This is a genomic window from Synechococcus sp. R70.1 (assembly GCF_047461675.1).
Classification (GTDB): domain Bacteria; phylum Cyanobacteriota; class Cyanobacteriia; order Thermostichales; family Thermostichaceae; genus Thermostichus.
This window is the reverse complement of record NZ_JANSHR010000090.1, coordinates 1-14,625: the sequence shown is the minus strand read 5'-3', so window position 1 is coordinate 14,625 and position 14,625 is coordinate 1. Positions and strand designations below refer to the sequence as shown.

General features: G+C 60.2%; 9 protein-coding genes and 1 tRNA gene. 1 reads left to right on the top strand and 9 read right to left on the bottom strand.

Annotated elements, in window-relative coordinates:
* Nucleotides 1–26: 26 nt before the first annotated feature.
* On the bottom strand, nucleotides 27–1,937 hold the full coding sequence (gene ftsH, locus NW807_RS09570) for an ATP-dependent zinc metalloprotease FtsH (RefSeq protein ID WP_414405805.1): 1,911 nt from the start codon (nucleotides 1,935–1,937) through the stop codon (nucleotides 27–29).
* 170 nt (nucleotides 1,938–2,107) lie between these two features.
* Here ftsH and NW807_RS09565 point away from each other — a divergent pair, with 170 nt between their 5' ends.
* Nucleotides 2,108–2,581 carry a phycobilisome protein gene (locus tag NW807_RS09565; RefSeq protein WP_414396686.1) on the top strand — a complete coding sequence of 158 codons (474 nt, stop codon included), beginning with the start codon at nucleotides 2,108–2,110 and terminating at the stop codon, nucleotides 2,579–2,581.
* Here the strand turns inward: NW807_RS09565 and NW807_RS09560 are convergent.
* The 8 genes from NW807_RS09560 to NW807_RS09525 all read right to left on the bottom strand — a co-directional run.
* A complete protein-coding gene (locus NW807_RS09560) occupies nucleotides 2,578–2,829 on the bottom strand; it encodes a ferredoxin-thioredoxin reductase variable chain (protein WP_414396683.1) in 252 nt (83 codons plus the stop codon). The two genes, NW807_RS09565 and NW807_RS09560, sit on opposite strands and share 4 nt — an antisense overlap.
* Before the next feature lie 447 nt (nucleotides 2,830–3,276).
* Nucleotides 3,277–3,885: a precorrin-6Y C5,15-methyltransferase subunit CbiT gene (gene cbiT / locus NW807_RS09555; RefSeq protein ID WP_414405802.1), complete on the bottom strand. Its 609-nt coding sequence runs from the start codon at nucleotides 3,883–3,885 to the stop codon at nucleotides 3,277–3,279.
* A gap of 109 nt (nucleotides 3,886–3,994) precedes the next feature.
* Nucleotides 3,995–4,067: transfer RNA gene (locus NW807_RS09550), tRNA-Thr, on the bottom strand.
* 60 nt (nucleotides 4,068–4,127) lie between these two features.
* Nucleotides 4,128–5,738 carry an apolipoprotein N-acyltransferase gene (gene lnt / locus NW807_RS09545; protein ID WP_414425956.1) on the bottom strand — a complete coding sequence of 537 codons (1,611 nt, stop codon included), beginning with the start codon at nucleotides 5,736–5,738 and terminating at the stop codon, nucleotides 4,128–4,130.
* 88 nt (nucleotides 5,739–5,826) lie between these two features.
* Complete coding sequence (locus NW807_RS09540) at nucleotides 5,827–6,465, bottom strand: DUF305 domain-containing protein (RefSeq protein WP_414425955.1); 639 nt, start codon at nucleotides 6,463–6,465, stop codon at nucleotides 5,827–5,829.
* 91 nt (nucleotides 6,466–6,556) lie between these two features.
* Complete coding sequence (locus NW807_RS09535; protein WP_414425954.1) at nucleotides 6,557–11,338, bottom strand: response regulator; 4,782 nt, start codon at nucleotides 11,336–11,338, stop codon at nucleotides 6,557–6,559.
* A gap of 145 nt (nucleotides 11,339–11,483) precedes the next feature.
* On the bottom strand, nucleotides 11,484–13,838 hold the full coding sequence (locus NW807_RS09530) for a methyl-accepting chemotaxis protein (RefSeq protein ID WP_414425953.1): 2,355 nt from the start codon (nucleotides 13,836–13,838) through the stop codon (nucleotides 11,484–11,486).
* A 300-nt stretch (nucleotides 13,839–14,138) separates the two neighbouring features.
* On the bottom strand, nucleotides 14,139–14,625 hold a 487-nt coding region (locus NW807_RS09525; RefSeq protein ID WP_414425952.1), incomplete at its 5' end, for a CheW domain-containing protein.

Here is a 14,625-nt window from a genome sequence, read left to right as displayed (position 1 = left end):
CCCACCTCGCCTCCAGCGAGAGAGACCTAAGCGTTGACGTTGAGGGCCACTGGCAAGCTCACTGGCTCCTCCTCAGGTGGCAGCATCACCACTTCAGAGCTCTCGATGATTGCCTGTAGCTCTTCCCCGTCGATGGTTTCCGCCTCCACCAGGCGACGGGCAATGCGATCCAAGAGAGCGCGGTTCTCCCGGATGAGATAGGTAGCCCGCTGGTAGGCTTCGTTAACCAGACGCCGCACTTCCTCGTCGATAAGGGCTGCTGTCTCTTCGGAGAAGTCCCGCTCGGCAGCAATCTCGCGACCTAGGAAGATGTTGGCGTACTGGCGGCCTAGGGCCACATTGCCTAGGCGGTCGCTCATGCCAAAGCGAGTCACCATGTTGCGGGCAATACGGGCTACCTGCTGCAGGTCGCTGGCTGCCCCCGTAGTCACCTCCGCCTCGCCGTAAACCACCTCTTCGGCCACCCGTCCGCCTAGGGCGACAGTCATCATGTTTTTGAGATGAGCACGGCTAGTCAGGCCCATGTCGTCATCGTTGGGCACAAACCAGGTAAGGCCGCTCGCCTGGCCGCGAGGGATGATGGTGACCTTTTGGATGGGATCGTAGTTGGGCAAGAGGGCTCCCACCAGGGCGTGGCCCGCCTCGTGGTAGGCCACCAGCTCCTTGCGCCGCTCGCTCATGAGGCGATCCTTCTTCTCTGGGCCAGCCAGCACTCGATCCACCGCGTCGTTGATCTCGTCCATCGAGATCTCCGTGAGGTTGCGGCGGGCCGCCAAGATGGCTGCCTCGTTGAGCAGGTTGGCCAGATCTGCCCCCGTAAACCCAGGGGTACGGCGGGCTAACTTCTCCAAATCCACATCGGCGGCCAGGGTTTTGCCACGGGCATGCACCTTGAGGATCTCCAGGCGGCCTTGGAAGTCAGGGCGGTCCACCGTTACTTGGCGGTCAAAGCGCCCCGGTCGCAGCAGCGCTGCATCCAACACATCGGGTCGGTTGGTAGCTGCAATAACAATGACACCGGAGTTGCCCTCAAAGCCATCCATCTCGGTCAGCAGCTGGTTGAGAGTTTGCTCCCGCTCGTCGTTGCCACCTCCCAAACCCGCTCCCCGCTGCCGACCAACGGCATCGATCTCGTCGATAAAGACAATGCAGGGGGCATTTTGCTTAGCTTGCTCGAATAGATCCCGCACGCGCGAGGCCCCTACCCCCACAAACATCTCCACAAACTCGGAGCCAGAGATGGAGAAGAAAGGCACCCCTGCCTCCCCAGCCACAGCGCGGGCCAAGAGAGTTTTGCCGGTGCCTGGAGGGCCGACCAGCAACACCCCTCGCGGGATCCTTGCCCCAAGAGCGTTGTAGCGCTCAGGGTTTTTCAAAAAGTCTACCACCTCCGCCAGCTCCAGCTTGGCCTGGTCTACACCTGCCACATCGTTGAAGGTAACTTGGGTTTTCGGCTCCATCTGCACCCGCGCCCTCGACTTGCCGAAGTTAAGCGCTTGACTGCCAGGGCCATTCTGGGCTCGCCGTAGCAGGAAAAACAAACCCAGCAGCAGCAAAACAGGTAGAAGGAAGGTGCTAAAGATGCGCCCCAGCAAACCCTCATCCTGAACAGGGCGCACTGCCAGTTCTACTCCTTTGGCAAGCAAGGTGTTCTCAAAGTCGGGAGTGAGGGGGGGCAGATTGACCTGCACTCGAGTGGCGCGGCTGTTGATCTCCGCGTCAGCAATGGCAATTTGGCGGCCATCAGGGGTAACCTCAACCAAAACCTTGCTGACCTCGCCCCGCTCTACGCGGCTCATGAGATCCGAGTAGCTGATCTCCAGGCGCTCAGCCGGGCGGGTGCCGAAGAAGGTTGTGGCCAGCGAGATCAAGACGATGGCCAGCAAGGCATACAAGCCGGCACTCCTCCATTTTTTGTTTTTACTTTTCTGACTCACGGAAGTGTTTCCTCCCAAAGGGTGCTTTCTATCCAATGGTGCCTGGGCCCACTGGCAGACTATTAACTAATATTAACCTAGCTGAGAAGCCAGCGGAAATCAAATGGCACACCTTCTGCCGCTAGGCTTAAAAGCAAGCGAATGCCCTCCTGTATTCCTCTGGTATCCCGATGCTGACCCAACTGCGCCAATTGAGCCTGGCCGCCGACGGACGCTATCTCCGAGATGAGGAGATGCAGTTCATGGAGGCTTACCTAGCTTCTTTTGAGTTGCGGCTAAGCGCCTACCGCAAAATTCAAGCGGCGGAAGCCCAGATTGTCGGCGAGGTGGAGGCCAAGCTGCGCGCCTTGGATCCCTACTTGCTCATGCGGGGGATAGAGGACTTCAGCAACAAGTGGAAGGCGGACACAGTGCGGGTTTTGCGTCTTTCCGCTTTGGCCATGCTTTTGGACGATGAGCAGCGCTACAAGGAGCGGTTCCTCTACTGGTTTCAGACCTTGATGCGGGCCTTTCGCACGCAGCGCAGTTGCGAGGCCACCTACCGCCTTCTGCAGGAGGTGATTGCCAAGTACCTTACCCCGGCGGAGTTTGCCTTAATCCAGCCAATTCTGGAAACCAACCGCACCCTGCTAGGTCTCTCCTAGGCAGGAGTTTCCGGCAAGGGGGCCGCCTCGATCAGCTCCAGTTCCTCCGCCTGCAGATGGGCGCGGAACTTGTTACCAAACTGCACCTGAAAGGGAAAGTTGGCGCTGACAGGGCGGCCATTCCAGTCCCGGATGACAGCTATTACTTCTCCCTCCATGCCCTTGAGGTCAAACGGTTGATTGCGATGTTCCGGGTGGTGATAGACAATCACGCTGGCGCGCACCCGTACTCGATCTCCAACTTTCATCCTTTGCTCTCCCGAAGAGGCAATTGTTCTGGAAATACTCTACCTCGATCCCTAACAAAGGCTGCAGAGTGTAGAGAAATGTGTATGGCGCAGTAGTTGCCTTCCTTGGGTTCGCAGTGGGGGATTGGCAGCTGCTAGGGTTTCGGGAAGAGCGGGGAAAGCGAGGAGGCATCGCTAGCCCAAGCTGGCTTTTCCTTCGGCTGGCTTGGCCTAAATCACTTCCTGTCGGCAGCGATTGCCAATGCCCCAGTCCCCATAGCATTCAAGTCGCTGCAGGTCGAGTCAACAGCTGCTCCAGCCTTACTGCCTGCAACTCTGGAAAGGGGACGTGAAATCTCTCCATTGCCCTCTGCAGCTGGAGAAAATTGGAGTCCTGGTGGTTCGGTTTGGTTGATCCACATTGCTTTAGAAAAAGCTTTGCAAGCAGCGGAGAAGAAACCTCTCAAGCTATTTAGAGCTTTTCTCTCCGCTTAACACAAAAGTAGGATCCAAAGCCAGCAACAGTTGGGTGCGGCCTCGCGACTCCAGACGGTTTACTGCTGCCTGGATAACTTCAACCTGGTGGGCCCCCACCGCAGCCAGGCCCGCGGAGAGGCCGTAGAGATCTTCTAGCGAGTTGGTGGTGGCCACGACTCGGCCGTTGGGTTTGAGATAGTGCCAAGCAGCCTCTAGGATCTGGCGGAGGGGATGGCCCCCTTCAATACAGAGGCGGTCGGGGGGCGGAGAAAGCTGATGCAGACACTCGGGAGCAGTGCCCTGGATAACTTGCACGTTGCTGAGGCCAAATTTCTGGCAGTTACTCTCGATCAAGCTGACCACCTCCGCATCGCGCTCGATGGCAATCACGCAAGCGCGGGGGCAGAGGATGGCCGCCTCGATGGCAATAGTGCCAGTGCCGGCGCCGATATCCCATAGGCAGTGGTCTTCTCCCAAGCGTAACTGGCTCAGCACCAGCACCCGCACCTCGCGGGGGCTCATAGGGATCCCCGGGATCCGCTCAAAGGCAGAGTCTGGAATGCCGGGGGTGCGGTAGGGCCAAGGAAAAGGGGTTGTCATGGCCAAAAACTGCGGCCGGGAAGGTAAGGAGACAGCTTGATCACCTAGCCACGCTTAGGGGGCAGCCCCTCCCGCCCCACAGCCCTTGTAAAGCTAAGGCAGGTTTTAAAGCTGATGATCGGACTCGAACCGATGACCTGCTCATTACGAGTGAGCTGCTCTACCAACTGAGCTACATCAGCAAGGAGGGCTCGGATTCCATTTAAGCGGAGCTAGGCACCGCCTGCCGCAAAGCCCTAACCCTACCTGGGAATTTTAGCGTATCCTGGCTTGGCTCGGGATCCCCAGGCCTTCAATCCCAGAGAAAGGCCTAAGGTCAACCAGGCCAGCCAGTCGCCTGTGCGCGTGTAGAAGGTTAGCTGGGATTGCCGCCTCACCTCCCCAGTAACCACTCCGCGCTGAAAAATCGGGCCCACGCGTTGTATTCGACCGGAGGGATCCACCACCAAGTTGCCGCCGGTGTTGTTGACAAAAACCACGCTGCGCCGGTTTTCAACCGCCCGAAAGACCGAAAGCCGGCCGTGGAGCAGGGGCCAGTGGCTGTTGCCAAACCAGCTGCTGTCGGAGATCACGATCAACGACTCCGCTCCCGCACGAGTTAGAGCTCGGCTGGGGGCCGGCAAGACGCTCTCCAGGCAGATCATCACCCCCAAAGGCCCAAACAGCTCTCCTCCTGCTAGCGGCCGATAGCCATCGGGAGAGGGCACGTAGCGGCCCGACTCGAAGTAGGGAAAGATCCACTGCTTGCCAAACCAATCCTGCACCTGGCCCTGGGCGTTGAAGAGGAGGGCTGTGTTGAAAAACCGCTGCTCCTCCTCTGGCAGATGTACCGTTCGGGGATCGGGCTCCGTTGCCCCGGTAATCAAGGCCCCTTCAGGGGGAAGGATAGCTTGCATGGGCTCGATCACATAGGGTTGTAGCGGGGTGTTCAGTAGGCGGGCCCGCAGCGCTCCTTCTGGCCAGATCACCAACTGGGCCCCCTCGGCCACCGCTTGGGCCGAAAGCTGGTGCAGCTCGCGGTAGCGCTGGCTGCGGTAGTCCCAACTGCGATCGGCTTCTAGCCAGGCCACCTGCTGCACCGCCCCCACGCGAAAGCTGGGATTCCCTCCTCTTGCCGCCAGGACATCGAAATAGGCCAGCCGCACGCTCCCGTAGGCCAAGACTGGCCCTGCTAGAGCCAGGCCGCAGGCCAAGATCCGCCAGAAATCCGGGTTTCTGCGCCCTGCACTCAGCACCCCCCGCAAGGAAAGCTGGGGAAGCTGGAGGGCCAACTGCCAGAGCACGCCGTTGACGAAGACCGCAAAAAAGGTCACCCCCCAGATCCCCGCTAGATCAGCCACTTGGATCCCCAGCGGCCAATCGAACAGCAGGGATCCCCAGTGGAAGGGAATCGGCCAGCGGAGCAGGCCCAGCAGCCCATCTAGCCCTGTCCAGACCGTGGCTACCCCTAGAGGACGGGCCCAGGGGGGAAGCGGCTGGCTCAACTGCAAACTTAAAACGGTGGCCGTTGTGAAAAACAGAGGAATCAGGGGGGCCACCACCACTCCCCCCAAGACTTCCCAGGCGCTGAGCACTTGAAGGGAGAAGGGATCCACCCAGAAGGCGTACAGGCACACGCAAAACCACAGGCCATAGGCCAAACGCCACCGCCTCCACCCCTGTTGCTGTTCGCAGAGGTAAAACAGGGGTGCTAGGCCCAGTAGTGCCCCTGGGAACCAGTGCAACCAGCGGTTGGGGGATCCCAAGCACAGCAGCAAAACAGCTAGCCCTGCCAGCCAGCGGGATCTCCGGTCTTGGCGAACCGGTGGAAGCAAATCGGGGTGTTGAGGGAGGGAGGGCAGCTCTAGGGCCATTGGCAATGCGGAGGAATCCTTTGGGTGCTGCGGGCAGCAGCAAGAGCCGGCCTTGCCCGCATCCCCTCATCTTTCTATCCCAGCGGCCCTACTGCGGATACCACCGCTTTTGCCAGGCCCGCATTTGCTCAATCTCCGCCTGCTGGGTAGTGACAATGGCTGTTGCCAGTTGCCGAATCTCGAGGCGCTTGGATTTTTCCAGAGCCTCTCTAGCCATGACCAGGGCTCCTTCGTGGTGCTGGATCATGGCTTGCAGGAAGCGCAGGTCAAACTCAGGGTCAGCGGATCCCAGGTTGGTATCCATGCGCATGGCAGCAGCCATCTCCGGAGTCATGGCCATCTGGTGGCCCATCTCTTCATGCCCCATGACGGGATCCCGGGGAGCTTGCGGGTACCAGCTCAGCCGCCAGCCTCGCATCTGCTTGATTTCTTGGCTCTGGGCAGCCAGGATATCCTTGGCTAGCTGACGAATTTCCCGCCGCCGGGATTTTTGCAGGGCCTCCGCGGCCATGCTCACCGCTCCCTCGTGGTGGAGGATCATCGCATCCAGAAACCGCAGGTCGAAGGATTCGTCGGCAGGGCCTAGGCTGATCTGATGAGCTCTATGGATCGAGAGCTCCCCCTTCCCCTTGCTCTCATGAGCAGTTGCCTCCAGCTCCCTGCCAGCCCAGGAAGCCCCCAGGACAAACCCACCAGCCAGGATGAGAGCCCAGACCGTCAGGCGCATCGCCACTTCCCTCCGAGGACAACAGGCCAATATCCTACACCTTCCAATCTCCTCTGGAGTCAAGCCCTTTGGCGATCCTGGCGTCGCCCCTTCAGGAAGGGGGGGCAGGCTTCAACAACTGCTCCCCTTGCAGCATGCGGGCAGCAGCGCTGAGCAGCTCCTCCTCCAGGTAGGGCTTGGTGAAGTAGGCAGTGGCCCCCAGCTCCCGGGCTGTTTGCCGGTGTCGTTCTGCCCCTCGCGAGGTGAGCATAGCTACCGGAATATGCTTGAGGTTGCTGTCTGCCCGTATGCGGGAGAGCAACTCTAGGCCGTCCATGCGCGGCATCTCGATGTCGCAGAAGACGAGATCGCAGCGCAAGCCGCCGCGGAGCTTTTCCCAGGCATCCTGGCCATCGCGGGCCTGCTCCACCCGGTAGCCCACCTTTTGGAAGGACATGGAGAGCAGCTCTCGCACGGTAATCGAGTCGTCCACAATGAGCACCGTGGTCTGATGGGTTTCCTCGGCCCTTGGCTCCTCAGCGCGACGCTCTGCCCAGAGGCGGCTGAGATCGCGACGGCGGCCTTGAGCCATATCCACCAGCTCGAGGACGTCAGCAATCGGCAGCACCCGCCCGTTCCCCAACACTGTTACCCCGGAGATTCCCGGCGGCTTAGGCACAGGGCCGCGCAGTTGCTTGATCACGATCTCCTGCTCTTCCACAAAGCTGTCCACCTGCAGAGCAAGGTACTGGCCCGCACTTTGGAGGACAACGATGGGAATGATACCCTCATCCTGGGTGACGGTATAAACCTCAGAGCGGCTGCGGCTGTGGCTGCGGCTGTAGGACAACAAGCTGGAGAGGGGCTGGAAGGGAAGACGCTGATCCCGCCAGGGAATGGTGGGCCGTCCCTGCTCATCAGGCTGCACGGCGTCGACGGGAACATCCAGCATCTCCTCCACGCCGTCGAGGGGGAAGGCAATCAGGGCCTTGTCGCTGACACACACCATCGCCTTGGAAATGCTCAGAGTGAGCGGCAGGCAGATGGTGAAGGTGGTGCCCCTGCCGCGCACAGAATCCACCTGAATGCTGCCGCGCAGTGCAGTGATGTTGCGCCGCACCACATCCAAGCCAACCCCTCGCCCAGCCAGATCGTCTACCTCGCTAGCCTCGCGGCTGCTGAAGCCGGGGTGGAAGAGAACCCCCAATACTTCGTCTTCGGTTGCTTCCTCTGACAGCAGCCCCAACCTTTGCGCCTTGGCCTTGACCTTCTCCACCGGGATCCCCGCCCCGTCGTCGGAGACGACAATGATGGCTTGGTTGCCCTGGTAGAAAGCCTTGACGGTGATCTTGCCCTCAGGGGGCTTGCCCAAGCGGCGCCGCTCTTCCGGCGGCTCGATCCCGTGCACCAGGGCGTTGTTCACCAGGTGGGTTAGCGGGTCGGAGAGCTCTTCCAGAATGGCCTTGTCGATAAGGGTGTCCCGGCCTTCCACCACCAGGCTGGCCTGCTTACCGGTTTTGAGGGAGAGGTCGCGAACAGCTCGGGGCAAGCGGTCGGCAATTTGCGCAAAAGGCACCATGCGCGCTCGGTTCAGGCCCTCTTGCAGTTGGGCAGTGACCTGCCGGAAATGGCGGGCAATCTGCTCCGCCTCATTCACGGCAAACTCAATGTCGGAGGAAGACTCACGCACCCGCACAATGAGCTCGATAATCTCCTGGGCCAGGGCGTGGAAGGCCGTAAACTGGTCCATCTCCAGCTTGTCAAACTCCTGGCCTGTGGAGTGACCTACTCTGGCGCGGCTGGATCCCTCGCCGTTGCGACTGGAGCCCACTGCTGCCGTGCTCCTGCGGCCAGAAAATAGCGCTGCTTCCAGCAGGGAGCGGTCGTACTGATCCCGCATGCGCTGGCCCAGCTCCCCAAGCTGCTGGACACGGCTCAATAGGCCATCGAGAAATTGGCGCAGACGAGTTTGGTTTTGCTCTATGCTATTGCGAATGACAACCAGCTCTCCCACCAAGTTGTTGATGCAGTCCAGGTGACGCACCTCCACCCGCATTACAGAGCTACCTAGGGCAGCCCGCCGGCTGGCCGGTGTTGCTGGCGTAGCGGGTACTGCTGGGGTGGCTGCTGGAGCAGTAACAGCAGGGGGAGAAGGCGCAGCAGGAGCCTGGGGAGCGACCTCGAGGTCGCCTAGGAGCAATTCCAGTTGGGCTGCGAAGTCGCTGGCGGCTTCCGCAGGGGGAGCAGTAGCCTCTTCCAGCTTAGGAGTCACTGCTGGTTCAGCAGCATCAAAGAGAGCAGCCAGATCGTCCAGGCTGGGGCTCGAGGAGCCTTCTAAAGCTTCTTCTGCCGGGGTCTGCATCTTGCCCTCAGCCACAGTTGCGCCCGGGGCGGCCAAGGGCTCATCCTCGGCAAACAGGCTTTCCAGTTGCCTGGCCAGGTCTTCCTCTGCTGACTGCAGAGCCCTACCCTCCTCTGCTACCTCTGGCGGAACTTCTGCAGCTAAGTTGCTTGCTGGCGAGGCTTCTAGGTCAGCCAGGGGGGCTCCTTCCTGCGTGTCTGCCGCTGCGGCAAAGAACCGGCTCAGCTCCTCCAGATCGATCTGGCTGTCGCCATCAGTATCCACAGCCGATGAAGGTTCGCCAGCCCCCCTGCCCAGCTCTTTGGCCTCGGCCTCCTCGGCAAACAACACCTCGAGACGGTTGAGAGAATCCTCCGAGAAAGAGGCAGCAGCTGCTGCAGAGGGCTCCTCTTCTGGGGCTGGAAACATCTGCTCCAGGAGCGCCCACTCCTCCTGGTTTTCTGGGGCCTCCACCGTCTCCCTAGCCAAGAGCTCAGCCAGACTCAGCTCAGCCGTGAAGCCCTGGGCTGCCGCAACCTCTGGCTCCTCGAGGCCTTCGGACTGCTCAGCTGCTTCCGACCAGGCCAGCTCTGCTGCCCCAAGAAGATCCTCTAGGCTCTCCTCGGCAGGGGATCCCTCCTCGACCTCTGCCCAAAGCTCCACCCTGGGAGTTGACTCCAAGTCAGGCAAGGGAGAACTCTCAACGGCTAGCTCCTCCAGCTCAAACGGGGTCTCCACTCCGCCACTTGCAGCCGCAAAGTCGAGGCTCGCCGTAGGCCTTTCCGCAGGTGCTTGGGCCGTCAACTCCTCTTCGGTGACGTTCCAGAGAGCTTGACCTGTGTCCTCAGCCTCTGTCCGCTCAGCAGAGCCAGCCTCCGCTGTGGCTTCGCCCACCACTTCCGCAAACAGCGCTGCCAGATCCGCTTCCGCGCTCCTCTCTTCTGGGATGAGCTCCTCGAACGCTGCCGAGGAGAGTTCAGAGGCAGGAGGGATCAGCTCTGGTGGAAGTTCTTCGATATCGGATAGCTGTTCTGCGTTGGCAAACAGCTCCTCAAAGGCCAAGGAGACTTCTTCCTCCAAACTCAAGGGAGTGGCGTCGAAGTCACCTCCACCCACGGCCCAGTCGGCTTGTGGCACCCCCTTCTCCTGAAGCCAGTTCATCTCTGCGGAGCCAGCAAGGCCTTCTTGGGCAAGGTCGGCGGCCGCTTGCCCGTCTTCCTCTATCCCCTTCTCGGCAAGCATCTCCGGCCGGCCTAGCTCTGGGTGTTCTGTTTCTTGGCTTTCGGCTTCTAGGGCTTCCTCTAACCCAGATTCTCGGCTTAGAGCCGGAGCAGAGAGGACGGCCTCGGGTTCGGCAGAGGACAGTTCTGACTCAGCCTCCTCAGCAACTGTCGGCACGCGGCGGAAGGCCAACAACTCTGCAGAGGGCTGGATGCTCTGGGCTGATCCGCTAGCCAGAGCCTGGTGGCCCTGCTTGAGATCTCGCAACACTGGCAGAGCCACCTGCCGTAAATCTTGGGCAGGATCTGCCAAAATCTCCCCAACCAGGCGCGCTAGGGCTGTCCAGCCGCCCAGATCCACACCCTCGGCCTGCCCCACCTCCTGCAGGGATTGGGCGATGCTCTGCAAGGCGGGCCGCGTAGCGGGGTCGTCGGGCCGTTTGAACAGCTCCAGCATCTGGCGCAGTAGGGCCGGGATCCGCTGCTGGATCACCACGTCCAAGGGATCAGGGGGTGCAGCCGGCGCTGCCGGGCGGGCCAGCTGCTGCAATTCTGCCGAGGCACTCACCTCCTCAGCCCTGCCTGCCAAGATCAACTGCTGCCCTTGCTTGAAGTCCCGCAGGGCAATCAACGCCAGCGTTCGCAGATCGGCATTGGGGTTGCCCAGCGCTTGCTCGAAAGTTTCTGTGAGCTGTTGCCAGCCTTTCAAGTGATGAGTTTGCCCGATTTGCTTGAGGACGGCATTTGCCTCCCGCAACTGCTCGCGCACGCCCGGCTGATCCCCTTGCTTGAACAGCTCCAACATCTGCCGCAACTGCTGCGGCACCACTTCCACCATCTCCTGCTGAAGGCTGCGAGCTGCCGACGGCGGGGCAACAGCCGGAGCGGGAATGGAGGGGGGGCCTTCGCCCAGAAGACTGCGAATGTGCTTTTCGGCCTCCTGAAAAACTGGCTCCAATCTTGCCAAAGTGGAAGCGCTGAACTCCTGGGTGAGGCCTTGGGGGCTCTGCAGCTCGTCCAAGAGCGCCGTCAGACCATCAAAGACCTGCAGCAGCAGTGTTTCCAGGTGCTGATCCACTGGCACCTCGCCCGGACGAGAGCGAAAGATGTTAAAGAAGTCTTCTAGGCGGTGGGCTGTTCGCTGAATGCTGGTAAGGCCCAGCATGGCTGCTCCCCCCTTGATGGAGTGAGCAGCTCGGAATAGCTCATTGATTTGCTCAGGGTCGCCGACCGTGTCCCGCAAGCTGAGGAGCCCTTGCTCGATAGTGGCCAAGTGGTCGCGGGCCTCTTCGATGAAATAGTTGAGAATCCGCTTTTGCGCTTCTTCATTCATGGCAGGAGGCTCCTCCTACGGCCCACAGTTTTAGTAGTAACAAATTGGACACAGGAAAACTTGCCTCTGCGCTGATTGGCAGGGGGCTCCCAAGGAGACTCGGGATCCTTACTCCCTAGAGTGCCCGCGAACCAGGCAAATTTGCTCATTCATCTCCCACTCGGAAGCGACCCACGGAAGCTTGAAGCTCACGGGCAATGCCCACCAACTGCTGCAGCGAAGCAGCCACTTTCTGCGCCTCTTCGGATGTCTCGTTGGCTGTCAGCGCCACTGATTGCATGAGGTGGGCCACAGCGCGAGAGGTCTCTGTTTGTTGTACGGTAGCCTGAGAAATGGCCCGCACCAACCTATCAATCTGGTGGCTGACCTCGATGATCTCGTCCAGACTGTTTTTGGCCTGCTCAGCCCGCCTTGTTCCCTCGATCACCACCTGGGTTCCCTCTTCCATGGCTGTCATGACGTTGCTGGTCTCCGACTGGATCTGCAGCACAATCTGCTCGATCTCTTTCGAAGCTTTGGCGGCTCGGTCAGCCAGTTGTCGCACCTCATCGGCCACAATGGCAAAGCCCCGTCCCGCCTCGCCGGCCCGCGCGGCCTCGATACTGGCGTTGAGGGCAAGCAGGTTGGTGCGCGAGGCAATTTGTGAGATCAAAGCCACAATCTTGGAGATCTCCTGGGAGGATTCTGCCAAGCGTTTCACCTTGCGGGTCGCCTCTGCTGCCACTTCCCGAATCTCCAGGATGCTGGCCACCGTGCGATCCACGGCTTCTCCGCCTCGGGCAGCTGCTTCTGTAGCCTGGGCAGCGACATTGGCTGCCTCGCGAGCATTGCCAGCCACCTCCTGAATGGAGTCTGTCATCTCCTGAATGGAGTTGAGGGAGTTGGAAATCTCCTCCGCCTGGCGCAGGGCGTCGGCAGAAAGGTTGCGGGCAAAGTCCTCGCTCTGTAAAGCTGCATCGTTCACAGCGGCTGCGGCCCGCTTCACTTGAATCACGATGTCCCGCAGGCTGCTAATGGTCAGGTTGAAAGAGTCAGCAACAGCTCCGAGCACGTCAGCGGTAACCTCCGCCCGCACCGTCAAGTCCCCGCGGGCTGCCCCCTCCACATCGTCCAGGAGGCGGATCACTTGGCGTTGCAAGTCTTCCTTAGCCTGCCCCTGTTCAGCAGCCCGCTGGCTGAGGTCAGCAAAATGGGCCTCCAGGGCAGCAGCCATCCGGTTGAAGCTGTCGGCCAAGCGCCCCAGCTCGTCATCTCCTCTCGCCTCTGCCCGCACGGAATAATTCCCCTGGGCCAGCGCGGCAAAGTGTCCGGCCAGCTCTTGGGTAGTGGCGCGAAGGCGCTGGGCATGGCGGGAGGCAAGGACAGCCCCAACTCCTGTGCCAATGACCCCCCCGCCAACTACGCCGGCCAGCAGGCGGGCTCCACCGTTGGCTGGGATCCCTAGGCCAATGGCCAAGCCGGCAGCCAAACTGACCACCCCTTGCATCAGCGCCAGGGTCAGCTGATTGGCTGTCAGTCGGCTAGGCAGTTCCCCTCTAGGTATGCTGGGGAGAGGAACGGAGAGAGTAGGCAAGCTTTGTAGCGTTCTAGCCGTTTCTCCTGTCTTGCCCTCATCGGCGCCGAGGGCCGCCGGCTCGCTCCTGCCTATGCCGGCCAGTTCGCGATCCAAGCTGTCCAACTCGTCAGGCTCAAAGAGCACCGTAGAGCCAGCGCTGGCTGTATCTTCGTCGGGGGCAGGGATCGGCTCGCTCATGGGGGCGGCCAATTCCGTCGGCAAGCTTTCTTCTAGGGATCCCCCTTCCTCAAAAGTGGGTAGAGAAAAGCCCATCTCCTCGGGAAAATCGGCACCGCTAGCCAATTGAGTAACAGCATCGCTTTCCAGATCTTGCGGCTGTTGCTCAAACTCGTTGAGGAAGGCAAAGTCGTCCTCGAGCATCGGCTCTGCCTGAGGTTGCTTCACACCCCCTCCCCTTGTTCGAGGAGTCGTGGGCAGGGGCTGAGAGGAGCCCAACAGGGCTGCTGGCTCCACTGAGAGTCTCGTCTCGAAAGGTTCGGCAAATTCTCCAAAGCTGTTGCTCTCCGCAGCAAGGGGATCGGCCCCAGCTTCTCTCCTCTCCTCAAAAGCAAACTGGGAAAAAGGATCCGACTCCTCCAGTTGAGCAGCAAACCCCTCCCGAGGCTGAAGCTCGTCCTCCTGCGGTAAAGGGGGAGCCTCTGCTAGCTCCGGCGCCACCTGCAACAGCTCCTCCAGGCCCCTACGGGCTGCTTCCAGATCCTCAGGATCGCTGGCTGTTTTGAGGATGGTATCGTAGGTATGGCGGGCTTCCCGCAGTTGCCCCGCTTGCTTCTGGGCCGAAGCCAGCAACAGCTTGACCGCCGTATCCTGAGGTTGAGCAGCGGCCACCTGGCTGAATAGACGCACTGCCTCAGCGTAGTCTCCCCGCCAAAAGGCAACCATTCCCTCAGTGAAGTCTCTCTGATTGTTTGCGCTGGAAACCATGGCTCCTCCCTTCCCTGCTTGGCTACCTCTGGGACTGCTTTAGCCTCAATGCACAGAACTCACCCCACACCAACCCCTCAAAGTCGCTAGGTCGCCATAAAGCTGTAGTAATATGCTCATGGACTGCTTTTCCCCTCCAACCCTAAAGCTTTGGGGGCAAGAGCTAGCGCAACACATCCCCAGCAAGCTTGGGGCAAATCTCTTGGGAACAGGCTCCAAGCTGTTTCCCCTGTCTAGGGAGCAATCTCGATAAGAACTATACATCCTCCTTTTCCTGGCGAACTTATAGGCGGCTCCTCATCAGCCCCAACGATTAGATTTCAGGATGGCCGACGGATCCAGGAACGGCAAGTGAGCCCCTGTCTCTGGCACCACCCATTCTCCGCGCAAGAAGGGAGCTAGCGACTCAGGAGCCTTCTGAACAGGTTGCAGCGATTCCGTCTTGAGCCACTCCATGCCCCCAATGGAGTCCACAGCCAATCCCATCAGCAAATCCTGTTGATCCATTACAGCCACCACAGGCAGCTCGGCACGCTCAAGATTGAGGGGGGGACTGATCCCCAAGAATTGCCCCAGGTCTGCAACCCAGATCACTTCACCCCGCAAGTTGAGTGTGCCCAGCAAAACCGGTGCCACATTGGGCATGGGGGTAATCTTCTCAGGGCCAATGCTCATCACTTCCACAATTGATACTGCCGGCAATGCAAATTCTTCGCCGGTAGCAACCTTGAATTTCAGGAATAGCTCACCTTCAGGAGCCTCAATTTCTCTCAATTCCTGGGTTTCG